Origin of the sequence: Pseudomonas sp. CP-1 (assembly GCF_021213715.1) — a bacterium.
Taxonomy (GTDB): domain Bacteria; phylum Pseudomonadota; class Gammaproteobacteria; order Pseudomonadales; family Pseudomonadaceae; genus Pseudomonas; species Pseudomonas aeruginosa.
The window spans coordinates 111,442-132,855 of the sequence record NZ_JAJQKY010000013.1; the positions used below are offsets into that span (position 1 = coordinate 111,442).

At 70.5% G+C, this 21,414-nt stretch carries 20 protein-coding genes; 7 read left to right on the forward strand and 13 right to left on the reverse strand.

All coding sequences use genetic code 11. The features are described from left to right. Window positions 1-15: 15 nt before the first annotated feature. From LT948_RS23195 to LT948_RS23210, 4 genes are all read left to right on the forward strand, one after another. Window positions 16-759 carry a 5-oxoprolinase subunit PxpA gene (locus LT948_RS23195; RefSeq protein ID WP_023097667.1) on the forward strand — a complete coding sequence of 248 codons (744 nt, stop codon included), beginning with the start codon at window positions 16-18 and terminating at the stop codon, window positions 757-759. After that, a complete protein-coding gene (locus tag LT948_RS23200; RefSeq protein ID WP_003111803.1) occupies window positions 756-1,469 on the forward strand; it encodes a 5-oxoprolinase subunit B family protein in 714 nt (237 codons plus the stop codon). Before LT948_RS23195 ends, LT948_RS23200 begins: the two co-directional genes overlap by 4 nt. Continuing rightward, window positions 1,466-2,407 carry a biotin-dependent carboxyltransferase family protein gene (locus LT948_RS23205; protein ID WP_010794134.1) on the forward strand — a complete coding sequence of 314 codons (942 nt, stop codon included), beginning with the start codon at window positions 1,466-1,468 and terminating at the stop codon, window positions 2,405-2,407. Before LT948_RS23200 ends, LT948_RS23205 begins: the two co-directional genes overlap by 4 nt. A 67-nt stretch (window positions 2,408-2,474) precedes the next feature. After that, window positions 2,475-2,951, forward strand: a complete 477-nt coding sequence (locus LT948_RS23210) for a DUF4142 domain-containing protein (protein ID WP_003121670.1) — start codon at window positions 2,475-2,477, stop codon at window positions 2,949-2,951. Window positions 2,952-2,969: 18 nt separating this feature from the next. Here LT948_RS23210 and LT948_RS23215 read toward each other — a convergent pair whose 3' ends face one another. Then, complete coding sequence (locus tag LT948_RS23215) at window positions 2,970-4,742, reverse strand: thiamine pyrophosphate-requiring protein (RefSeq protein WP_023091864.1); 1,773 nt, start codon at window positions 4,740-4,742, stop codon at window positions 2,970-2,972. A 170-nt stretch (window positions 4,743-4,912) separates the two neighbouring features. On the opposite strand from LT948_RS23215, the gene LT948_RS23220 reads away from it, so the two are divergent. Further along, window positions 4,913-5,311 carry a four-helix bundle copper-binding protein gene (locus LT948_RS23220; protein ID WP_003088822.1) on the forward strand — a complete coding sequence of 133 codons (399 nt, stop codon included), beginning with the start codon at window positions 4,913-4,915 and terminating at the stop codon, window positions 5,309-5,311. 519 nt (window positions 5,312-5,830) lie between these two features. On the opposite strand, the gene LT948_RS23225 is transcribed toward LT948_RS23220, so the two are convergent. From LT948_RS23225 to LT948_RS23235, 3 genes are read right to left on the reverse strand one after another with little or no spacing between them, the layout of a single operon-like run. Then, window positions 5,831-6,589: an SDR family oxidoreductase gene (locus LT948_RS23225; RefSeq protein ID WP_003088821.1), complete on the reverse strand. Its 759-nt coding sequence runs from the start codon at window positions 6,587-6,589 to the stop codon at window positions 5,831-5,833. After that, the gene (locus tag LT948_RS23230) at window positions 6,574-7,503 is read right to left on the reverse strand and encodes an alpha/beta hydrolase (RefSeq protein WP_073656900.1); all 930 of its coding nucleotides are present in this window, start codon (window positions 7,501-7,503) and stop codon (window positions 6,574-6,576) included. Before LT948_RS23230 ends, LT948_RS23225 begins: the two co-directional genes overlap by 16 nt. Window positions 7,504-7,513: 10 nt before the next feature. Next, the gene (locus LT948_RS23235) at window positions 7,514-8,989 is read right to left on the reverse strand and encodes a flavin-containing monooxygenase (protein ID WP_023084306.1); all 1,476 of its coding nucleotides are present in this window, start codon (window positions 8,987-8,989) and stop codon (window positions 7,514-7,516) included. Window positions 8,990-9,135: 146 nt separating this feature from the next. Between LT948_RS23235 and LT948_RS23240 the strand changes: the two genes are divergently transcribed. Both LT948_RS23240 and LT948_RS23245 read left to right on the forward strand, forming a co-directional pair. Further along, window positions 9,136-10,170 carry an AraC family transcriptional regulator gene (locus LT948_RS23240; protein WP_003118509.1) on the forward strand — a complete coding sequence of 345 codons (1,035 nt, stop codon included), beginning with the start codon at window positions 9,136-9,138 and terminating at the stop codon, window positions 10,168-10,170. A 148-nt stretch (window positions 10,171-10,318) separates the two neighbouring features. Then, entirely contained in the window at window positions 10,319-11,164 is an 846-nt protein-coding gene (locus tag LT948_RS23245; protein WP_003107935.1) for a CmcJ/NvfI family oxidoreductase, read from the forward strand. A gap of 1 nt (window position 11,165) precedes the next feature. Here the strand turns inward: LT948_RS23245 and LT948_RS23250 are convergent, their stop codons facing one another. The 9 genes from LT948_RS23250 to LT948_RS23290 all read right to left on the reverse strand — a co-directional run bounded on the left by LT948_RS23250 (window position 11,166) and on the right by LT948_RS23290 (window position 21,413). After that, on the reverse strand, window positions 11,166-12,122 hold the full coding sequence (locus LT948_RS23250) for a FecR family protein (RefSeq protein WP_023094078.1): 957 nt from the start codon (window positions 12,120-12,122) through the stop codon (window positions 11,166-11,168). Next, window positions 12,119-12,628, reverse strand: coding sequence for a sigma-70 family RNA polymerase sigma factor (locus LT948_RS23255; protein ID WP_003107976.1), 510 nt, complete (start codon window positions 12,626-12,628; stop codon window positions 12,119-12,121). The genes LT948_RS23250 and LT948_RS23255 overlap by 4 nt, the downstream gene beginning before the upstream one ends. A gap of 102 nt (window positions 12,629-12,730) precedes the next feature. Beyond that, window positions 12,731-13,927: an MFS transporter gene (locus LT948_RS23260; protein ID WP_009315678.1), complete on the reverse strand. Its 1,197-nt coding sequence runs from the start codon at window positions 13,925-13,927 to the stop codon at window positions 12,731-12,733. Then, window positions 13,914-15,194, reverse strand: a complete 1,281-nt coding sequence (locus LT948_RS23265; protein WP_024008326.1) for an MFS transporter — start codon at window positions 15,192-15,194, stop codon at window positions 13,914-13,916. Before LT948_RS23265 ends, LT948_RS23260 begins: the two co-directional genes overlap by 14 nt. Further along, complete coding sequence (locus tag LT948_RS23270; RefSeq protein WP_023101304.1) at window positions 15,191-16,270, reverse strand: LLM class flavin-dependent oxidoreductase; 1,080 nt, start codon at window positions 16,268-16,270, stop codon at window positions 15,191-15,193. The genes LT948_RS23265 and LT948_RS23270 overlap by 4 nt, the downstream gene beginning before the upstream one ends. A 12-nt stretch (window positions 16,271-16,282) precedes the next feature. Further along, window positions 16,283-18,934 carry a TonB-dependent receptor gene (locus LT948_RS23275; protein ID WP_073656894.1) on the reverse strand — a complete coding sequence of 884 codons (2,652 nt, stop codon included), beginning with the start codon at window positions 18,932-18,934 and terminating at the stop codon, window positions 16,283-16,285. A 91-nt stretch (window positions 18,935-19,025) separates the two neighbouring features. Further along, complete coding sequence (locus LT948_RS23280) at window positions 19,026-19,874, reverse strand: class I SAM-dependent methyltransferase (RefSeq protein ID WP_003088792.1); 849 nt, start codon at window positions 19,872-19,874, stop codon at window positions 19,026-19,028. Next, window positions 19,858-20,514, reverse strand: a complete 657-nt coding sequence (locus tag LT948_RS23285; RefSeq protein ID WP_073656895.1) for a hypothetical protein — start codon at window positions 20,512-20,514, stop codon at window positions 19,858-19,860. The genes LT948_RS23280 and LT948_RS23285 overlap by 17 nt, the downstream gene beginning before the upstream one ends. Beyond that, a complete protein-coding gene (locus LT948_RS23290) occupies window positions 20,511-21,413 on the reverse strand; it encodes an alpha/beta fold hydrolase (protein ID WP_004349596.1) in 903 nt (300 codons plus the stop codon). Before LT948_RS23290 ends, LT948_RS23285 begins: the two co-directional genes overlap by 4 nt. Between the last annotated feature and the right edge of the window lies 1 nt (window position 21,414).

Below are 21,414 nucleotides of genomic sequence, written 5' to 3' on the forward strand. Positions count from 1 at the left end.
CCTGAAGGAACCAGCATGAACAGCCTGTTGTTGAACTGCGATATCGGCGAGAGCTTCGGTGCCTGGAGCATGGGCCTGGACGCCGAGGTGATGCCGCTGATCGATTGCGCCAACATCGCCTGCGGCTTCCACGCCGGCGATCCCGGCACCATGCGCCGCACCGTGGCCCTGGCGGTGGAGCATGGCGTGCGCATCGGCGCGCACCCCGGCTACCCCGACCTGGTCGGCTTCGGCCGGCGCTCGCTGGCCTGCTCGGCGCAGGAAGTGGAAGACCTGCTGCTCTACCAGATCGGTGCCCTCGACGGACTCTGCCGCGCCCAGGGCACGCGGGTACGCTACGTCAAGCCGCACGGCGCGCTGTACCAGGACATGATGCGCGACCCGGCGATCCTCGCCGCCGTGCTGCGCGCACTGGCGGCCTACGACCGCACCCTGCCGCTGATGCTGATGAGCACCCGCGACAACACCGCGGCGCGCGCGCTGGGCGAGGCCCACGGCATCGAGCTGTGGTTCGAGGCGTTCGCCGACCGCGCCTACGACGGCGCCGGCTACCTGGTCTCGCGCAGCCAGCCCGGCGCGGTACACCACGACGCCGAGACGGTGCTCGCCCAGGCCCTCCTGCTGGCCCGTGGCGCGCCGCTGAGAGCCAGCGACGGCAGCGCCCTGGCGCTGGAGGCGCAGACCCTCTGCGTACACGGTGACAACCCCGCCTCGCTGGCCGCGGTGCGGCGCATCCGCGACGCCCTGGAGGCGGCATGAGCCAACCGCAACCGCGCATCGAGGTGGCCGCCATCGACAGCTTCGTCCTGCGCCTGTTCGAGCGCATCGACGAAGCCAACATGCCCTGGCTGCTGGCGGCGGAGGAAAACCTGCGGGCGGCGTTCGGCGCCGCCCTGCTCGACCTGGTGCCGTCCTACACCACCCTGCTCCTGCAATACGACCTGCTCCAGCTCGACCCCGGCGAAGCCCGCGCGCGGATCGCCGCGGCGCTGTCCGACTTGAGCCCGAGACGCCAGGACGGCGGCCGCCTGCACGTCCTGCCGACCTGGTACGACCCGCGGGTCGGCCCCGACCTGGAACCCCTGGCGCGGCGCAAGCAGCTCGGCGTCGCCGAGCTGATCCGCCGCCACAGCCAGCACGAGTACCGGGTCTTCGCCCTCGGTTTCAGCCCCGGCTTCGCCTTCATGGGGCTGGTCGAGGAAGCCCTGGCGGCGCCACGCCTGGCGACTCCCCGGCAACGCATCGCCGCCGGCAGCGTCGGCATCGCCGAGCGCCAGACGGCGGTCTATCCGCAGGCCTCGCCAGGCGGCTGGAACCTGCTCGGGCGCTGCCCGGTGCGCTTGTTCGACCTCACCCTGGACGGCTACAGCCTGCTGCGCGCCGGCGACCGGGTGCGTTTCGAACCCATCGGACACGCCGAATTCGTCCGCCTCGGCGGCGACGACACGCCCCTGGAGGTCCAGGCATGAACGACTCCATCCACGGCGGACTGCGGGTGTGCCAGAGCACCCCGCTGGTCCAGTTGCAGGATCGCGGCCGCTTCGGCTGCCGCCATCTCGGCGTGACCCAGGGCGGCGCCCTCGACTGGCTGTCCATGGGCTGGGCCAACTGGCTGCTGGGCAATCCCCTGGACGCCGCGGTGATCGAGATCGCCCTCGGCGGTTTCGTCGCCGAATGCCGTGCCGACGGCTGGTTGGCCCTGGCCGGCGGCGATCTCGGCGCGACCCTCGATGGCCAGCCGCTGCCGGCCTGGGGCGCGTTCGCCGTGCGCGACGGCCAGCGCCTGGCCTTCGCCCACCCGCGCCAGGGCGCCCGCGCCTACCTGGCGGCGCCCGGCGGCTTCGCCGGCGAGCGCCAGTTGGGCAGCCTGGCCACGGTGGCCCGCGAAGGCCTGGGCGGCCCCCGCGCCGACGGCAAGGCCCTGGCCGCAGGCGACAGCCTCGGCTGGCTGGCCGATGGCGCACGGCCACGCACGCTGCCGATGCCCAGCGAACGGATCATGGACTGCACCGGCGAAGCGCGCCTGGAGCTGATCCTCGGCGCGCAGATCGGCGACTTCCCGGCGATGAGCCTGTTCGATGCGTTCAACGGCGACTGGCAGGTGGATACCCGCGCCGACCGCATGGGCGTACGTCTGCTCGGCCCGCGCCTGGAATGCCGGCAGCAATCGATGATCTCCGAAGGCATCGCCCTGGGCGCGGTGCAGGTGCCGCCGGACGGCCAGCCGATCGTCCTGCTCAACGACCGGCAGACCATCGGCGGCTATCCCCGTCTCGGCGCCCTCGCCCCGCTGGCGCTGGCGCGCCTGGCGCAATGCCTGCCAGGCCAGCGGGTACGGCTGCTGCCGACGGTGCAGGAGGCGGCGCACCGCGAGCATCGACGCCTGCTGGCGGCCTGGGACGCGTAGGCGGTTTTTTTGAACGGCGCGGTATGGCGAGCGTCCACCGCACACTCGTCCCGTCCGGAGGTTCGCCATGCCCAGTCGCCTGTCACTGATCGCCGCCCTGCTGTTGCCCCTGGCCGTCCAGGCCGAACCCGCTGATACCCGCGCCCTGCTCGCCGACAGCCTGGCCGACAGCCAGGCCCAGGTGGAGGCAGCCGAGCAAGCCATGCGCCGTTCCGAAAACAAGGCGGTGCAGCTCTATGCCAAGCGCGTACTCACCGAACAGCAGGAGTTCGACCATCAGTTGCGCGCCCTGGCCGGGGAAAAGGCCTTGGCGCTGCCCTCGCCGCGCCAGACCGAACGGCAGGCCGCCGCTCCCGGCGGCTTCGACGAGCGCGGTTTCCTCGACGCGCAGATTCGCCAGCAGGACCGTCTGGTCGCACGCTTCGAGGGAATCGCCCGAAACTCCGCCGATCCCGACCTGCGCCGCTTCGCCGACGAATGGCTGGCGCGCTTCTACCACCACCGCGAACTGGCCGACCAGTTGCGTAGCGGCCGCGCCGACTGAGCGCCGCGACCGCCTTGCTCAGTGCCGCGCGAGGACCTGCCGGGCGCTCTGGCGAATCACCCCCCAGCGCTTGGGATCGTCCTGCAGCATGGCGCCAAGCAGGTGCTTGGCCTGCTCGAAACTGATGTGCGGCGGCAGCGGCGGCACGTTCGGGTCGGTGACCACCTCCAGCAGCACCGGGCGGTCGGCGGCGAAGGCCTCGGCCCAGGCGGCGTCGATGTCCTCCGGGCGATCCACGCGGATGCCCTTGAAGCCGAGCATGTCCGCATAACGCGCGTAGGGGAAATCGATCACTTCCTGCGCCGGGCTGAACTCCGGGTCGCCGGCCAGGGCACGCTGCTCCCAGGTCACCTGGTTGAGATCGCCGTTGTTCAGCACCAGCACGATGAAGGTCGGCGAGTCCCAGCGCTGCCAGTACTGCTGCACGGTGACCAGTTCGGCGTTGCCGTTCATCTGCATGGCGCCGTCGCCGACCATCGCCACCACCGGCCGCTGCGGATAGGCGAGCTTGGCGGCGATGGCGTAGGGCACGCCGCTGCCCATGGTCGCCAGCTTGCCCGACAGCGAGCCGAGCATGCCCGGGCGCATGCGGATGTCGCGGGCGTACCAGTTGGTATGCGAGCCGCTGTCGCCGCAGAGAATCGCATCGTCCGGCAGTTGCTCCGACAAGGAACGGAATACCCGCTGCGGGTTGATCGGGTCGGCTGGCTCTTCGGCCTGGCGCCGGGCTTCCTCGCGACTGGCCGTCACCGCCCGCTCGACCCGGCGGCGCCAGGCGCCGTGCTTTTTCTGCTCGAGCAGCGGCAGCAGGCGCTCCAGGGTTTCCCCTGCATCGCCGAGCAAGGCCTGATCGATCGGATAGCGGATACCGATGTTGCGCGGATACAGGTCGATCTGCACCGCCCGCGCCTGGCCGGCCTTGGGTAGGAACTCGCTGTAGGGGAAAGTGCTGCCGACGATCAGCAGGGTGTCGCAATGCTCCATCAGCATGCTGCTGGCGCGGGTGCCGAGCAGGCCGATGGAGCCGGTCACGTACGGCAGGTCGTCGGAAACCGCCGCCTTGCCCAGGAGCGCCTTGGCCACTCCGGCGGCCAGGCGCTCGGCGACCGCTTCCAGTTGCCGGTGCGCGCCCAGGGCCCCGGCACCGGCGAGGATCGCCACGCGCCGGCCGCGATTGAGGATCGCCGCGGCGGCTTCCAGGTCGGCGTCGCGCGCGTAGGGTCGCGGCTGGACGAAGCCCACCGCCGACATCACGTGGCCGTGCTCGTGGGGCTGGCGCTTCGGGACCGCCATCTGTTGCACGTCGTTGGGCACGATCACCGTCGCCACCTGCCGCTCGCCGACTGCCACGCGCAGGGCTCGGTCCAGCACATGGAGCAGTTGTGCCGGGCTGACCACGGTCTCGACATAGGCGGAAACGTCCTTGAACAAGCTCTGCAGATCGACTTCCTGCTGGTAGTCGCTGCCCAGCGCGGTAGCCGCCTGCTGGCCGACGATGGCCAGCACCGGCTGATGATCCATGCGCGCGTCGTAGAGCCCGTTCAGCAGGTGGATCGCGCCCGGCCCCGAGGTGGCGAGGCACACCCCGACCTCTCCGGTGAACTTGGCGTGGGCGCCGGCCATGAAGGCCGCCATCTCCTCGTGGCGCACGCGGATATAGTCGAATGCCTCGGCGCGCCGGCCCATGGCGCCCATGATCCCGTTGATGCCATCGCCGGGGTAGCCGAAGACGCGCTTCACCCCCCACTGGCTCAAGCGTTCGAGCAATTGATCGGCAACCGTGCTGGACATTCTCGCCTCCTGGTCGTGTCTGGGGTCGTACCAGTGAGGACTGGCGCCGCAGGCGAGGGTTCAAGGCAATCGAGCGGCGGTGCCGACGGCGAAATCGACTGAACTGTCGGCGCGGGCGACCGGCCCAAGGGACAGGGCCCGCATGGGCGCAATCGCCAGGAGGTGCCGCCATGACCCGCGCCATCAACGATCCCGGAAACGAAGACCCCGGTTCCCTGCTGGAAACCGACGCCGACGCCCTGCTCGGCGGTGCCGCCGCCCAGGCGCCGGAAGAGCGCTGCCGGCTCGCAGCCCAGGCCTGCATCCGCGCGTGCGAGCGCTACCTGGCGCTCTGCATCGAGTCCAGCAGGGAACAACGCCAGCACGCCGGCGACTGCGCCGACCTCTGCCGCCTCGCTGCCCTGCTGCTGGAGCGCCGCAGCCCATGGGCGCCGGCCGCCTGCGAGCTGGCGGCGCGCTATGCCCTGGCATGCGCGGAGCGTTGCGATGGCGACGAGCCGCTGGAGCGCGAATGTGCGGGTGCCTGCCGGCGCTTCGTCGAGGCCTGCCGGCCATTGTTGCCGGCCTGAGGCTGGCCATTTCTGCCGTCGTGGTCTTGAGTCTGAATGTGCTGGGCAAGCTGATTTCCTTGCCTGCCCCGGCTTCTCGTTTCGCCTTCCCAGGCGAGCCCCTTTTGCAAGCGTCTGTACGGACCGGAGACATAGCGGACAGGTGTGCGGAGTTGCCGGAGAAAGACCACGAGAGACGCCATGAGCCTGAGAGAGGAGTTCATTTCGAAGTCCTGATCCGTAGGGCGAATAACGCCACGGGCGTTATCCGCCGATGTCGCGGATAAGCGGCGGATAACCGCGAGCGGTTATTCGCCCTACGGAGCTGGAGCGGCAGCCGGCGATTCCGGAGGCCTGTAGGGCGAATACCGCCACGGGCGTTATCCGCCGATGTCGCGGATAAGCGGCGGATAACCGCGAGCGGTTATTCGCCCTACGGAGCTGGAGCGGCAGCCGGCGTTTCCGGAGGCCTGTAGGGCGAATACCGCCACAGGCGGTATCCGCCAATACCCCGGATAAGCGGCGGATAAACGCAAGTGCCTATTCGTCCCGCGACAACCACGCCATCACCGCCCGGTTCACCCACGGCGGAGACAACTGCCCAGCCCAGTACAGCGCCGTGAACAACCCGCCCACCGGCCGGTGTACCCGCCGGCTGTGCGCCTGCCGCCAGGCCGCCTCGGCGATATCCTCGGCGTCCAGTCTCAGCCCCAGGCGACGCAACACCGGCGGTCGGTAGGTCTGCCCGGCGACCATCGGCGTGCGGACGAACGGCGGCATCAGGTCGGCGACGCGAATCCCGTGGCGGCGCCATTCCAGCTCCAGCGCCTCGGTGAGCCCGCGCACGGCGAACTTCGAAGCCGAGTAGACGGCCATCTCCGGTACGCCATAAAGCCCCGATGCCGAGCCCATGTTGAGTACCTGCGCCTGCGGCGTCGCGCGCAGGAACGGAAAGGCCGCGTGACAGCAGTTGAGGACGCCTTGCAGGTTGATCGCCAGCAACCGCGCGTGGTCCTCCAGGGCGACCTCTTCGAAGCGACCGAAACGCAGGATGCCGGCGCAGTTGAACAGCAGGCGCAGGCGGCCGTCGGCACAGAACTGCGCAAGCGCCTCGCCGACCGCGTCGGGCTCGCTGACGTCCACGGCACGCTGCCAGGCGCCCGGCAGTTGCGCGGCCAAGCCGCGCAACGCCTCGGCATCGATGTCCAGCAAACCGACCCGCCAGCCCCGGCGGTGGAACAGCCGCGCGCTGGCGGCGCCGATTCCGGAAGCGGCACCACTGATCAGGATGTTCTGCACCTGTCGCCCTCCGCGCTGCATTCGACGACGAACGCGGCCGCCTCGTCCAGCGCCCGGTCGGCGCTGGCCAACACGCCGGCGTGGGCCTGGAACACGTGCCAGCAACCGGCGTAGCGCTGCAACCGCACCGCGACGCCCTGCTCGCCGGCCCGTTGCGCCAGGCGCAGGCTGTCGTCGCGCAGCAATTCGTCCTCGCCGACCTGTACCAGCAGCGGCGGCAGCCCCGCCAGGTCGGCATGCAGTGGCGACAGGGCGGCCGAGCCTGGCTCCGCGTCGGCCGGCAGCAACAGGCGCACCGCGCTTTCCAGCCAGGCCCGCGACAGCAGCGGGTCGCCGGCCTCCGGCGTGTGCAGGCGCTGGCAGCTGAGGTCGGTCCAGGGCGAGAGCAGCAGCAACCCGGCCGGCAACGGCAAGCCGCGCGCCTTCAGCTCCAGGGCCAGGGACAGCGCCAGGTGGCCGCCCGCCGAGTCACCGGCGAGCAGCAGTCGGCGCGGCGAATGGCCGGCCTCCAGCAATGCCAGGTAGACCGCCAGGGCGTCGTCGCGGGCGGCGGGGAACGGATGTTCCGGGGCACGCCGGTAGTCCACCGCGCAGACCTCGGCGGCGCAGCGCCGGGCCAGGTGCGTGGTGATCGCCCGGTGGGTCGCCGGCGAGCCGATCAGGTAGGCGCCGCCGTGCAGGTAGAGCACCCGGCGCCGCGCCTCCACCCCGCGCGGCCGCAACCACTCGCAGGGCACGCCGGCGAGGCTGCGGCGCTCGCGAACGACGCCGCCGGCGCCCAGCGTCGCCAGGCTCAGCCCGCGCAGCACGCCGCGTTGCAGCGCCACTGGCATGGGCGGACGGACCAGCCCGCGGAACAACAGGCGCAGGCAGCCGCGCAGGAGACCGGCGCGCAGGCGTTGCGGCGGCGACATCAGGGGCGCTTCAGCGGGCCAGGTCATAGTCGGCAAGCTCCGGCCGGCGCGTACGCCAGCGATAGACGAAGGTGTAGCCTGGCCAGTTGTTGGTGTTCTTGCCGGCGGCAGTCTTGTACCAGCTGTCGCAGCCACGCTCCCAGACGGTATGGCGCAACCCCTGTTGCACCTCCAGGTTGAAGCGCCGCTGGACCTCGGGCTTCACGTCGAGGTAGCGCAAGCCCTGCGCCTGGAGCTGGCGCAGGCAGCCGAGCACGTAGGGGAACTGGCTTTCCAGCATGTAGACGATGGAGTTGTGACCGAGGTTGGTGTTCGGCCCGTAAAGGATGAACAGGTTGGGGAAGCCGCTGACGCTAATGCCCTTGTAGGCTTCCGCGCCATCCGCCCAGGCCTGCCGCAGGTCGCGTCCGTCGAGGCCGAGGATGCGCATCGGGGCGAGGAACTCGGTGGCGGCGAAGCCGGTACCGAAGATGATCGCGTCGACCTCGTGCCGGCGGCCGTCACGGCCAACCACGGCGTCTTCGGTGACTTCGCGAATGCCCGTGTCGACCAGTTCGACATTGCTCCTGGCCAGCGCCGGGTAATAGTCGTTGCTGATCAGGATGCGCTTGCAACCCAGAGGGTAGTCGGGAACCAGCCGCGCGCGCAGTTGCGGATCGGCGATCTGCCGGTGCAGGTGACGATGGAAGCTCAGCCGCATCACCTTCATCAGCGCCGGGAAGGTCGCGAAGGCGAGCATCCGCGATTCGTGGTGCAGGTACTTGAGCCCCCGATCCAGACGTTGCAGCCACGGCCAGCGCGCCTTCAGGCGGCGTTCCCAGTCAGCGTAGGCGCGGTCCGGCTTGGCGATCACGTAAGGCGCGCTGCGCTGGAACAGCGACAGGCGTTGCACCTGCGGGGCGATCCGCGGGACGAACTGGATGGCGCTGGCTCCGGTGCCGATCACCGCGACCCGCTTGCCGGCCAGCTCGACCTCGGCGTCCCAGTTCGCCGAGTGGAACGCCGGACCCTGGAAGCGCTCCAGGCCGGGCAGGCGCGGCAGCAGCGGCCGGCTCAACTGGCCGGTGGCGCAGACCAGGGCCCGTGCACGCAGCGTCTGGCCATCGGCGCAGCGCACCTGCCATTCGCCGCTGCCGGCGTCGAAACGGGCCTCCTCCACCTCGCAGTGGAAACGGATCTTCTCGCGCAGACGGTACTTGTCCGCGCAATGCCGCAGGTAGTCGAGGATTTCCGCCTGCGGGGCGAACTTGCGCGACCAGTCGGCCTTCGGCTCGAAGGAAAACGAATAGAGATGCGAGGGGACGTCGCAGGCGGCGCCCGGGTAGCGGTTTTCCCGCCAGCAACCGCCGACATCGGCGGCCTTTTCCAGCACCAGATAATCGTCGATGCCTGCCTGTCGCAGGCGGATCGCCAGGCCGAGACCGGCGAAGCCGGCGCCGACCACCAGCACCCGCAAGGGGGCTTCAGGGCGGGACTCGTTGTGCATTGTTGTGCTCCCGTTTGTTGCTTGCCACGCCGTCCGGCGCGATTCCGCCCAGCGGCGGATGGCAGCATCCTAGTTCGCCGGGGCGACTGGCGTTATGGCCGGGCCGGACATAAAGTTGTGATTTTCGGTCAACCTCGGACGCCACCATGCCCACTCCGCCCTGGTCTCCCCGCCGCAGCGCCATCAGCGCGCACCTGCTGATCCAGTTCGGCATCGACCGCGGCCTCGGCCTGGAGCAGTGCCTGGCAGGTAGCGGCCTGGATATCCGCCTGCTCGGCGATCCCTCCGGGGAAATCGACGCGGCCCAGGAACTGAGCGTCGTGCGCAACCTGGTCCGGCACCTGGGCGACGCCTGCGCACCGGGCCTGGCGGCAGGCCTGCGCTATCACCTCAACGCCTACGGCATCTGGGGCTTCGCCCTGCTCAGCAGCCCGACCTTCCTCAGCGCCGCGCAACTGGGCCTGCGCTACCTCGACCTGACCTTCGCCTTCCATGGCATCCGCCTGGAGGTACACGACGACGAAGCGCACCTGGTGCTCGACGACGCCGGCATTCCCGAGGACCTGCGGATTTTCCTCCTCGAACGCGACGCCGGTGGCGTGCTGCGCATCCAGCGCGACCTCACCGGGCAGCGCCTGCCGATCCTCCGCGCCGGCTTCCGCCGCCCACCGCCCGCCGATCCCGCGCCCTACGTGCGCGAGCTGGGCCTGTGCCCGGCGTTCGGCCAGGCGGACAACCGGGTGGTCTTCGAACGGCGCTTCCTCGACCTCCCGCTGCCCGGCGCCAATCCAGAGGTGGCGCGCGCCTGCGAGGAGCAGTGCCGCGCCCTGCTCGCCCGCCGCCAGGTGCGCGGCGGTCTGGCCGGACGCATCCGCGACCGCTTGCTGAGGACGCCCGGCCACTTGCCGGACATGCAGACCCTGGCCATGGAACTGCACCTCACCGTGCGTACCCTGCGTCGCCGCCTGGACGACGAGGGCAGCAGCTACCGCCTGTTGCTCGACGAGGTGCGCCAGGCCCTCGCCGAAGAGCTGCTGGCCACCGGCGCGATCCGCCTGGAGGAGATCGCCGAGCGCCTCGGCTACGGCGAGGTGTCCAACTTCATCCACGCCTTCAGGCGCTGGAAAGGCATGACGCCGCGCCAGTATCGCCAGCGGCGACGACTCGACGCGATGTCCTGAGCCGCTCCGGGCTTATTCCTCGAAGGCAGGACGCCAGCGCTCGATGTTCGTTTCGCCGCCGCCTGCCAGCGGCTAGATTGGCCGTTCACGCGCGGCATCCGGCGGCGCGGCAGCGGAGGCATCTCCGCTGGCAACGGGAGAACGACACATGGGTTGCCAGCAACACGCATGGCCGGCGCACGCGCCGGAGCAGGTCGAGGCCGAGGTCAACTATATCCGCGACAACGGCCAACGGCCGGTCGCCTACACCTATCCGGCCCCCGCCGGGACGCCGCAGCGCAGCGCGCTGTTGCAGCCGACCCGGGTGGCGATCCGCAATGCGCGTCTGCTGGCGCAACCGGCCAGCCTGGAGCGCGAGGGTTTCCAACTGGTGCGCGAGGCGAGCGCGGTGGGCGATTTCGAGGATGAAGCCCAGGTTCGTGAACGCTACTACCCGGAAAGCATCGCCCTGCTCCGCCGCCTGACCGGCGCCGCCGAGGCGGTGATCTTCGACCACACGCTGCGCGTCGACCAGGCCGGGCGCGAAGAACGCGGCCTGCGCGAACCGGTGCGCTACGTGCACAACGACCAGACCCTGCGCTCGGCGCCGCGCCGGGTCCGCGACCACCTGCCGGCGGAACGCGCCGAACGGCGCCTGGCCGGACGCTTCCAGATCGTCAACCTGTGGCGTCCGTTCGGCCACCCGGCGCAGCGCGCGCCGCTGGCGTTGCTGGACGCCCGCAGCCTGGCGTTCGACGACCTGGTGGCCAGTGACCTGGTGTACCGCGACAAGGTGGGCGAAACCTACTCGGTCAAGCCCAACCCGGAGCACCGCTGGTACTACTACCCGCACCTGCTGCCGGAGGAAGCGCTGCTGCTGAAGATCTACGATTCGCGGGAGGACGCGCAGGCCCGCCTCGGCGCGCACACCGCCTTCGACGATCCCTGCACCCCGGCCGATGCGCCGCCGCGGCAGAGTATCGAACTGCGTTGCCTGCTGTTCTTCGACGAATGAGTCAGGCGGGGCGCAGGCTGATCCAGTAGTCGCTGTAGCGCAGCACGCGGATCGGCAGGCTGCGTCCGAGCATGTCCAGGGACGTGTGCATGTCGTCCAGCGGGAACAGACCGCTGACGCGGTTGCCGGCGATCTCCGCGTCGAGCTGGAGGATGCCTGGCAGATAGGGCCGGAAGGCCTCCGCGACCCAGGCCAGGGAGCGGTCGTGGACCTCCAGCCAGCCGCTGGCCCAGGCATCCTCTCCGGCCTGCATCGGGCCCTGTTCGAGCAGGCCGCCGGCATCGAACAGCAGGCTACGTCGTGCCGCCACCGCCAGCTGGCGTCCCTCACCGGTGGTCAGCCGCGCGCTGCCGCGCAGGGTCACCAGGCGGATCGCCCCGCGCTCCTCGGCCAGCAGCAGGCTGCCGCTGGCGCAGTCCACCCGTCCGGCGGCGCAGTCGAGGGCGAAGGCGCCGCGCGGGTCCTCCTTCACTTCCAGGCGCAACGCGCCGCGCCGCAGTTCCAGGCGTCGCTGGGCGCCGTCGAACAGCGGCCGCGCCTTGCTCCGCGCGTTCAGGCGCAGGCGGCTGCCGTCGGCCAGCAACCAGTCGCGGCGCTCGCCGGTGCCGGTCGCCAGTTCGCCGGGCAGGCCCATGCCGGCCTGGACCCAGCGCTCCAGGCCGGCGCCGCCGGCGAGCAGGACGAACAGCCCGAGGGCGCCGCCGACGAAGCGCCGGCGGCTCGACGGCTGCTCCAGGGCGCGCAGCACGGTAGCGCTCGGCTGGCCGCGCCAGGGCGAGTCCTGTAGCGGCGCGAGGCTGCCAAGCAGTTGCCGGAACACCTCGGCATGCTCGCTCGACAGCGCCTTCCAGCGTTCCAGGGCATCGCCCTCGGCGACGCTGAAGTCGCCGGATTGCAGGCGCACCATCCATTCGATGGCCTCCTCGACGATGCGTTGCCGTTCCGGCTTCTCGCTCATTCCTGGAATCCCCGGTAGCAGCAGTGCAAGGCATCCTTCATCAACTGGTGGATGCGCCCCAGGGACAATCCGAGGCGTTCGCCGATCTGCACGTAGGTCAGGCCTTCCAGCTGGCTCATCAGGAACACCGCGCGGGCCTGCCCGGACAGGCCGTCGAGCAGGCGGTCGATGGCTTGCAGGCTCTCGATCAGCATCCACTGTTCGTGGGGCGACGGCTGCACCGCCTCCGGCGCCTCGGCGAGGATCTGCAGGTAGGCGCGCTCCAGGTCCTTGCGCCGCCAGCTCTCGTACATCAGGCGTTGCGCGATGGTCGCGAGGAACGCCCGCGGCGAGCGGATCGACGCCGGGTCGGGGAGCATCCAGACCTGCAGGAAAGCCTCGGCGGCGAGGTCTTCGGCGCTGTGGCTACAGCCGGTCTGGTAGGACAGCTTCTTGCACAGCCAGTCGTAGTTCTGCTGGAACAACTGGGCGATCAGGGTGTTCTTGATGGAGCCTTGGCTATCCATGGTAAGCGTTCGCTGCTGGCAGGCCACGCCACGGATAGCGGTAGTGAGCCTGGAGGTTGAGGAACGGCGCCCGGGGCTGTTCCCGTGGCGCACGGTAGGGAATCAATCGAGGCGCTCCCGGCAGTCCGCCGTGCCCGCCGCCGGCCGCTGCGCGGACAGCCAGCCGCAGGCGGCGGCGCCGAGGATCAGCGCGGCGCCCCACCAGGGGAGCGCGCGCACCGCCACCTGGTCCACCAGGATCGCGCCGATGAAGGCGCCCAGGGCCACGCCCAGCTGGATCGCGCTGGTGTTGAGGCTGATCTGGATCGCCGCGGTGTCCGGGCTGAGTTCCACCAGGTATTTCTGGATCGCCGGCCCCGGCGCCATGTTGAACACGCACCAGAACACCACCGCGCCCAGCAGCAGCGGCAGGCCGCCGGTGGCGAACGGCAGCAGGACCAGGGCCAGTGCGTGCAGGAGCAGGAAGGCGACGAAGGTGGCCGGCCCCGGCCAGCGGTCGGCGGCGCGTCCGCCGAGCAGCGCGCCAAGGATGCCGCCGCCCCCGTAGACCAGCAGGACCAGGCTGATGGTCGGTTTGTCGAGGGCCATGCTGCCGACCAGGAACGGCACGATGTAGGTGTAGACGGTGAACTGGCCGGTCATCTGCAACAGCGATGCCAGGTGGGCGAACGGCACCCGGCCCCGGGCCAGCGCCCGCAGTTGCTCCGCCGGGGCGATGCCGGGCGCGCCGGGGATGGCCGGCAGCAGGCGCAGGAGCAGCGGCAGGCCGAGCAACGCGACCCCGGCGAGCAGCAGGAACAGGCTACGCCAGCCCCAGAACTCGCCGATCAGGGTGCCCAGCGGTACGCCCAGCACCAGCGAGGCGACGATGCCGGCGAACACCAGACCGATCGCCCGGCCGCGCCGTTCCGGCGCGACAATGGCCACCGCCAGGGTGATCGCCACCACCACGATGACCGAGGCGCTGGCCGCCACCAGCAGCCGGCTCGCCAACAACAGGGCGAAGCTCGGCGCGGCGGCGCTGGCCAGGTTGGCGCCGACGAACGCCAACAGCGCGCCGGCCAGCAGGCGGCGGCGCTCGATGCCGGCGCTGAGGTAGACCAGCAGCGGGCCGAGCAGCGCATAGACCAGCGCGTACAGGCTCATCAGCAACCCGGCCCGGCCCTGGCTGACGGCGAAACTGGCGGCCAGTTCGTCGAGCACCCCGGCCACCACCAGTTCCACCGTGCCGACCACGAAGGCCAGCCCGGCCAGCAGCCAGACGCCCACCTCCGCCCTGCTCCGTTCAGTCTCGCCCATGGCTGCGTGCCTCCCCGTCGATGGCATAGCGATAGCGCCCGAGCATGACCAGCAGCCCTGCCGCCACGCCGAACGCGCCGAGCAGGACCAGCGTCGAGCCCGCGTAGGAGCCCGCGCGGTCGTAGAAGTAACCCAGCAGCCAGGACCCCAGGCTGATGGCGATGGCGAAGGTGAAGGGCTGGATCGAGCCATAGATCACGCTGAAATGGCGCAGGCCGAAGTAGCGGCTGACGAAGTACTGGGTGGTGCCGGTCTCGCCGCCGGCGCCCAGGCCGATCAGGAACACCGCGCCCCAGAGTAGCGCCGGCGGTCCGCCAAGGAGCAGGAGCAGCAGCCCGAGCGCCGCCAGCAGGGCGAACGGCAAGGCGATGCGCGGGGTGTCGTAGCGGTCCAGCAAGTAGCCCAGCGCAGGTTGCGAAACGATCATGCCGACCCAAAGCGCCGCCAGCACGTCGGTGGCGACCTCCCGCGACAGGCCGTGCTCCTGCAACAGCGGCACGCCATGCACCATCACGCCGGTGACGGCGAACACGCCGAGGATCAGGTTGCCGACGATCAGCCAGAAGTCCGCCGAGCGCCAGGCCTGGCCTGGCGTCGCTCCGGGCAGCGCGCCGGCTGGCGGGCGCCGCGCCTGCGGCAGGTCGCCGGGGCGCTCGCGGAACAGCGCGTAGAGCAGCGGCAGCGCCAGCAGGCCTTCGAGCAGGCCATAGACGAGGAAGGTGGCACGCCAGCCGAAGGCGTCGATGCAGGCGCTGCCCAGGTACAGCGCCAGCGGCCCGCCGACGCCGAAGCCGAGTCCGAGGATGCCGTAGGCCACGCCGCGACGACGCTCGAACCAGCCGCCGAGAATCCGCGCATAGGGAATGTTGCCCGGCGTCAGCAGGCCGAGCAGCGCGAACAGCAGGTATAGCTGCCAGCCGCTGCGCGCCAGCGCCAGGCTGGCCAGGCACAGGGCCAGCGCGGCGGTCAGCGGCAGGACCAGGGCGCGCGCGCCCCAGCGATCCACCAGCCAGCCCTTCAGCGGGCTGCTCAGGGCTACCGCCAGGCCCAGCAGGGTCACCGGCAGCGCCGACTGGCCGCGGTCCCAGTCCAGGTCGGCGGCGATCGGCTCGATGAACAGCGAGAAGCTGCTGATCACCAGCCCGGTGGGGCCGAAGATCACCCCCACTACCGAGGCCAGCAGCACCCCACAACTGGCCACGCCGAACTCGCCAACGGCAGGCGCCGGCGCGACGTCCTCCATGGCCTCGCGGGCGACGCCGCTCATGCGTCGCGCCTCAGACGCTCGATCAGTTGGCGGCGCAAGCGGATGTCCTCGGCGTTCTCGGTGGTGGCCTCGAGCTGGACGATCTCGATGCCGGCGCGATGAAAGGCCAGGATCTGTTCCGCCACCTCGCCGACGCTGCCCACCAGCACCCCGGCGAAGCTGCGCTGCACGGTATTCGCCACCCATTCGCGCAAGGCCTCCGGCTCCAGCCGGGCGAGCCGGTCGCGCTCGCCGTCGCGGGCGACCTGCGGCGATGCCGCCAGTTCGTCGAGGGGCCGTGCCAGAAGCAGTTCGAAGGCGGCCTGGCGGTAGTGCTCGGCGATGTCCCGGGCCGCCGCCGGACTGTCGCCGAGGATCACCTGGAAGTGCTTCCAGAACTTCAGCCGCCGGCCCTGCTCCGCCGCCTCCTCGTTCAGCCTGCGCTTGAGCTCCGCGGTCTGCGTGGGGCTGGCGAAGTGGCCGGCGTAGACGTCAGCGAAGCGCACCGCCAGGCGTTGTGCCTGCGCCGAGGAGCCGCCAACGGATAGCGGCGGGCGCGGCCGCTGGATCGGCAGGAAGCCGCTGCCGGCGTCCTCCAGCCGGTAGAACTCGCCGTGGTAGTCGAAGGGGTCGCGGCTTTCCAGGGCGCGGGTGAAGACCTCCAGGTACTCCACGGCGCGCCGGTAGCGTTCGTCCTTGTCGGCGAAGTCGCCGTCGCGGCGCACGTCGGCGTCGCTGGAGCCGATCACCAGATGTACGCCGGCGCGCCCGTTGGACAGGCCGTCGAGAGTGGCCAGGGCGCGCGCGGCAACGGTCGGCTGGGCGCTCCCCGGTCGGTGCGCGACGGTGGCGCGCAGGCGCGGCGCCGCGGCCAAAGCCCAGCCGGCGACCAGCCAGGGGTCGGGCCAGGCAGCGGAAACGGTGAACAGCGCGCCGTCGAGGCCGTCCGCCTCTTCCAGGCGGGCCTTCTGCTGGATGTCGAAGGCACTCACCGCGCGACTGCGGGTGTCCGGCAGGAAACGCGCGGCCTGGCGGGCGAAGGCACTGTCGCCGATGACCGCGGAGGCGCGCACGCCGCCGCGCAGTTCGATGCTCATGGTTCGTCCTCCTTAGAAGGTGTAGGCCGCGCCGAGGTAGTAGAAGGCGCCGTTGAAGCTGATCTGCGAGGCATAGGTGTCGTACTGGTTGAAGCCGAGGTAGGCGCTCTCGGCCGGCAGCTTGTCGGGCTTCACGTCGAACAGATTGTTGGCCCCGGCGCTCAGGGTCAGGTTGCGGCTCGCCGCATAGCGCAGGGCGACGTCGGTGATGTACTTGGGCGAGTTCTCGAAGCGGTTGAAGACCGTGGTCGAATAGGCATGCTCGCCGGTGTAGTAGTCCAGTTCGGAAACCGTCTTGCTGTAGCGCGTTTCGCGCAGGGTCAGGCCCCAGCGCCGGTAGCTCCAGTCGGCCTGCAGGCTGACCTGGCTGCGCGGCGTGGAGCTGGTGATCCAGGCCTGCTGCTGGTCGTTGAGCAGCGGCTGGCCGTTGCGCCCGCGATGATTCCTGACCAGCTTCGTGCGATTGACGTTGGCGCCCAGGCGCCAGTCGATCCGGCCCCACTCGCCGAGCCGGGTCAGGTAGCTGGCGGTGAGGTCGAGGCCGTGGGTACGGGTGTCGGCGCCGTTGGTCATGTAGTGGGTGCTGACCTGGGTCAGTCCGGCCGGGATGCTGATCCCGCCGGCGCGCAGCGCATCGATCGCCGGCTGTCCGGAATAGGTGGCACCGTCGACGATGCGGTCGCGGATCTCGATGCGATAGGCGTCGATGGCCAGGTTCAGGTCCGGCAAGGGATCGAGCACCAGGCCGAGGTTGTAGCTGATCGACTTTTCCGGCTCCAGGTCCTCGGCGCCGAGCAGCCTGGCCGCCGGCGAGTTGACCGCCAGCAGGCCGCTGGCGATGGTCGGCGAGACGCCCAGGCTGGTGTAGTTCTCCTGGGCCAGCGACGGCGCGCGGAAGCCGCTGCTGAGACTGGCCCGCGCCGATACCTCGGGGCTGAAGCGGTAGCGGCTGGCGAGCTTGCCGTTGGTGGTGCTGCCGAAGTCGCTGTAGTGCTCGTAGCGCGCCGCCGTCTCCAGTTGCCAACCCTCGCCGAGGGCGGTGGACAGGTCGAGATAGGCGCCGAACACGTCGCGGCTCCACTGTCCGGCGCTGGCCGGCGCCTGCCCGGGGAGCGCCTTGGAACCACCGTTGTAGTAGGACCAGGGATCGCCGGCCTCGACCTCGTAGAGTTCGCGGCGTTGCTCCAGGCCCCAGGAGAAATTCAGCGGCGCCGGCAGCCAGGCGAGGTCGAAGTCGCGGCGCAGGTCGAGATTGTTGGTCCACTGGGTGGCCTTGTAGCGCGCCAGGTCGAAGGAGCGCGGCGAATCGCCGGTCTCGCCGTAGAGGGCGAGGTTGATCGAATGGTCCATGCCGATCTCCGGGCGGTCGGCGCCGTAGGTGGAACTGAGGTCCCAGTCCCAGGCGCCGAACAGCTCGCCGCCACGGGCGCCGAGGGTCAGCGAATAGTCGTCCTCGTCGCTGGTGATGCGCGGGGTGAAGCCGTTCGGATAGAGTCGCGGCGCCAGGGACGGCAACTGGTAGATCTGCGCCGAGGACACCGAGCGATGGGTATAGGTGGCGAAGCTGTACAGCTCGACGTTGTCGTCCAGCGCCACGCCGGCGTTGTAGGCCAGCGCCTGGCGGTGCAGCGAAGGGTCGCCGATGGACGGGTTGCCGTAGTGCCCGGTACGCTGGTCGATGCCGGCGCGGATGGTCCGCGCCTGTTCGCGGAACTGCGCGCTGAGGTTGAGGAAACCGCTCTCGCCGAAACGCAGGCCGCCATTCACCCCGCCGTTCTGGGTCAGGCCGTCGCCATCGCCGTAGCGACCGTTGTCGTAGGCGAGCCGGCCGCCGTGGTCGGCCGACTTGAGGATGACGTTGATCACCCCGGCGATGGCGTCCGAGCCGTACTGCGCCGAGGCGCCGTCGCGCAGCACCTCGATGCGCTCGATGGCGGCGAGCGGGATGGTGTCCAGGTCGACCCCGGTGGAGCCGCTCTGCAGCCCGCCGCTGACATTGATATTGGCGGTCTCGTGGCGGCGCTTGCCGTTCACCAGCACCAGCACGTGGTTGGGACTCAGGCCGCGCAGCGACTGCGCGTTGGTCAGCGCCGAAGCGTTGTAGGCCTGGGCCTGGCGCGACAGCGAGGGCAGCAGGCGCACCAGGGCGTCGCGCAGGTCGCCGCTGCCACTGTCGCGCAATTGCTCGGCGCTGACCACATCGATCGGTGCCAGGCTCTCGCCGGCCTTGACATCGGCCTTGCGGGTGCCGGTGACCACCACCGTGGCCAGGGTCCCGGCGGGCTTCGCCGCCGGCAGCGCGGCATCCGGCGCCGTGGCGCGTTGCAGGCTGAGCACCCCGGCGGCGCTGCGGCTGTATTCCAGGCCGCTGCCCCGCAAGGCCCGCTGCAGCGCCTGCTCGACGCTGTAGGAGCCCTGGATCGCCGGTGCCGGCAGGCCCTCCACCAGGTGCTGGTCGAAGGCGATCGGGGTGCGACTCTGGCGGACGATGCTCAGCAGTACCTGGGCCAGTTCGCCGGCCGGGATGTCGAAGCGCTGGATCTCGGCGCGGCTGGTGGCGCGGACCTCCTCTGCCGCCGACTCGCCGGGCTGGCCGAGGCAGGCCAGGCCGACCGCGCAGAGCACGGGGACGAGTCGAAGACGTGGCGAACGCGGGTTGGGCATGGTCGGTTCATCCTTGAGCGGTTGCGGATGCCACCGAGTGCAATTGCCCGTACCGATTTTCAGCCGCGCGGCAGACCGATTGCGCATAAGGTTATGCCTCGCCCTCCCGCGCCCGGCAGCGCCAGACACTGACCGGGATTTCGCTGACCTGTCCGTCGGCCTGCATGCGCCGCTCGGCGATCCGCCCGAGGCGGACGAAGAATTCCTCCAGGCGCGTCGCCGGCACCAGCGGTGCGAAATAGGTGCCGAAGGTGGCGGCGTGGAAACGCTGGTACTCGGCGGAGTCGGCGACGCGCAGGGCCGCCGGGCGGGAGACGATGGAGTCGACCCGGAAGTGCCGTTCGACGCGTTCGCGCAACGCCTCCCGGCCACGGGTGCGGGTGCCCATCGGCAGCAGCCCGGCTTCCGCGTAGAGCGCCGCCACCCGTTCCGGCGCGGCCAGGCCCATCTCGACCAGGGCCTGGGCGACCAGGTCGTCCTCGCCGCCGAGGCCATCCTCGGCGAACGGATGGTGCGAGGTGAACAGGAATACCCCCTGCGCCTCAAGGTGCCGCGCGACCCACCGGAACAGCCGCTCTTCGTCGGGATACAGCCAGTGCAGCACGGCGGTCATGCTGATCAGCTCGAAGCGTTCCGCCAGCGGCGGCAGGTCGAGCAGGTCGCCCTCCAGCAGACGCGCCTCGACGCCAGCCCCGCGCAACTGCGCGCGCGCCTGCTCCAGGCGCAGCGGCGAACGCTCGATGCCCCACAACCGTTGCAGGCCGGGCCAGCGCCGGGCGCCGCCGAGCAGCAGCGAGCCGATGCCGCAGCCGAGATCGAGCAGGCTGCGCGGCTCGATGCCGGCGCGGTCGAGCACCCAGTCCTGGTCGCGACGTTGCAGCAGTTCGCTGGAATCCTGGTAGCCGTCCAGGCTGCGCGCCTGTTCAATGATCGCGTTCATGTACGCCTGCTCCTTGGTTGAGGCTGTCCGCCGTGATGGTCCATACGCAGCCGTGGCCTTGCGGCTCTTCGTAGAGCCGCCAGTCGGCGTAGCAATCGCTGGCGGCGACGAACGCCGACAGCAGCTTGGTGCAATAGGTGCAGGCCGACTCCAGGGTGATCGGCACGCCTCGGGCGCGGGCGCGCTCGCGGTAGTCCCAGATCGCGCAGTGACGGTTGTGGAATACCGCGCGCCCGCCAGCCTCGGCCTGCACCTCGAAACGCGAACCGTAGAGCGCGGCCTGGCGTGCCAGGCGGTCGGCGGCGCTGGCCGGATCGCCCCGCCCCGCCGGTTCCAGCGCGCGATAGATGCGCGCGGTGGCACGCGCCCAGTCGTCGAGCCGGTAATCCGCCGGGCGCGCGACGATGAACTGTTCGATCAGCGCCTGGGCGCGGAAGAACACCGCCTGCCAGGCTTCGGCGCGCAGGTCGTCGGTCGCCGGCAGATCGGCGAATATCCGCGCGCTGGTCGCCACCCAGTCCCCCAGGTCTTCGCGCCGATGGCGCTCGGCGAGGTAGGCGGACATCGCCGCGTGCACCTCGAACACCCGCTGTCGCCAGAGCGTCGCCTGCGCCGCCGGATCGCGTTCGACGGCGCTCATCGGAGCGCCTCCCGGTGGCTGGCGAGAAACCCCAGCAGGTGCTCCAGCACCGCGTCCGGCGCGTCCTCGGGAAGCATGTGGCTGGCGCCGATGGCGGCGCCCTCGACCTGCCCGGCCCAGGTCTTCCAGATTTCCAGCGGATGCTGCCCGGCGGCGTAGGGGCGTTCCTGCCAGAGCACCTGGACCGGGCATTGCAGGCGCCGGCCGGCGTCGCGATCGGCCTGGTCGGCGTCGGCATCGACGCCCACCGCGGCCCGGTAGTCCTCGCACATCGCATGGCGCACGGCGGGGTCGCGGAACGCCCGCCGGTAGCTTTCCAGCGCCTGCGGGTGGTAGATGTCGCGGCCCTGGGCCATGCGTCGCAGGGTGTAGTCGAGGAAGTGCTCCGGATCGGCGCCGATCAGGCGCTCCGGCAGGTCGTATGGCTGGGCGAGGAGGAACCAGTGGTAGGCGTTGAGGGCGAAGGCCTTGTTCACCGCGGCCCAGTTGTCGAGGATCGGCACCACGGTCAGCGAGACGAAGGCCGCGACCGCCTGCGGATGGTCCAGCGCCAGGCGATAGCCGACCCGCGCGCCGCGATCGTGGCCGATCACCGTGAAGCGTTCGAAGCCGAGCTGGCCCATCGTTTCCAGTTGGTCGCGGGCCAGCGCGGCCTTGGAATAGTCGGCGCCCTCCTCGTCCAGCGCCCGCGATTCGCCGTAGCCACGCAGGTCGGCGAGGACCACGCTGTAGTCCTCGGCCAGGCGCGGAGCGATGCGGTGCCAGGCCAGGTGGGTCTGCGGATAGCCATGCAACAGCAGCAGCGGCGGGCCGCTGCCCTTCACGGCGACGCGGAGGCGCGCGGCGGAGGTGTGCAGGGTCAGGTAGTCGAAGCCGGGCAGCAACGGATCGGTGCTCATG

Bases quoted from the DNA above. Each gene is read 5' to 3' on its own strand.
- LT948_RS23260 (WP_009315678.1), bottom strand. From the start codon at position 13,927: ATGGGCGAGACTGAACGGAGCAGGGCGGAGGTGGGCGTCTGGCTGCTG.
- LT948_RS23195 (WP_023097667.1), top strand. From the start codon at position 16: ATGAACAGCCTGTTGTTGAACTGCGATATCGGCGAGAGCTTCGGTGCC.
- LT948_RS23240 (WP_003118509.1), top strand. From the start codon at position 9,136: ATGCCCACTCCGCCCTGGTCTCCCCGCCGCAGCGCCATCAGCGCGCAC.
- LT948_RS23285 (WP_073656895.1), bottom strand. From the start codon at position 20,514: ATGAGCGCCGTCGAACGCGATCCGGCGGCGCAGGCGACGCTCTGGCGA.
- LT948_RS23265 (WP_024008326.1), bottom strand. From the start codon at position 15,194: ATGAGCGGCGTCGCCCGCGAGGCCATGGAGGACGTCGCGCCGGCGCCT.
- LT948_RS23220 (WP_003088822.1), top strand. From the start codon at position 4,913: ATGACCCGCGCCATCAACGATCCCGGAAACGAAGACCCCGGTTCCCTG.
- LT948_RS23245 (WP_003107935.1), top strand. From the start codon at position 10,319: ATGGGTTGCCAGCAACACGCATGGCCGGCGCACGCGCCGGAGCAGGTC.
- LT948_RS23205 (WP_010794134.1), top strand. From the start codon at position 1,466: ATGAACGACTCCATCCACGGCGGACTGCGGGTGTGCCAGAGCACCCCG.
- LT948_RS23230 (WP_073656900.1), bottom strand. From the start codon at position 7,503: ATGTCGCCGCCGCAACGCCTGCGCGCCGGTCTCCTGCGCGGCTGCCTG.
- LT948_RS23255 (WP_003107976.1), bottom strand. From the start codon at position 12,628: ATGGATAGCCAAGGCTCCATCAAGAACACCCTGATCGCCCAGTTGTTC.
- LT948_RS23215 (WP_023091864.1), bottom strand. From the start codon at position 4,742: ATGTCCAGCACGGTTGCCGATCAATTGCTCGAACGCTTGAGCCAGTGG.
- LT948_RS23235 (WP_023084306.1), bottom strand. From the start codon at position 8,989: ATGCACAACGAGTCCCGCCCTGAAGCCCCCTTGCGGGTGCTGGTGGTC.
- LT948_RS23200 (WP_003111803.1), top strand. From the start codon at position 756: ATGAGCCAACCGCAACCGCGCATCGAGGTGGCCGCCATCGACAGCTTC.
- LT948_RS23280 (WP_003088792.1), bottom strand. From the start codon at position 19,874: ATGAACGCGATCATTGAACAGGCGCGCAGCCTGGACGGCTACCAGGAT.
- LT948_RS23250 (WP_023094078.1), bottom strand. From the start codon at position 12,122: ATGAGCGAGAAGCCGGAACGGCAACGCATCGTCGAGGAGGCCATCGAA.
- LT948_RS23210 (WP_003121670.1), top strand. From the start codon at position 2,475: ATGCCCAGTCGCCTGTCACTGATCGCCGCCCTGCTGTTGCCCCTGGCC.
- LT948_RS23290 (WP_004349596.1), bottom strand. From the start codon at position 21,413: ATGAGCACCGATCCGTTGCTGCCCGGCTTCGACTACCTGACCCTGCAC.
- LT948_RS23270 (WP_023101304.1), bottom strand. From the start codon at position 16,270: ATGAGCATCGAACTGCGCGGCGGCGTGCGCGCCTCCGCGGTCATCGGC.
- LT948_RS23275 (WP_073656894.1), bottom strand. From the start codon at position 18,934: ATGCCCAACCCGCGTTCGCCACGTCTTCGACTCGTCCCCGTGCTCTGC.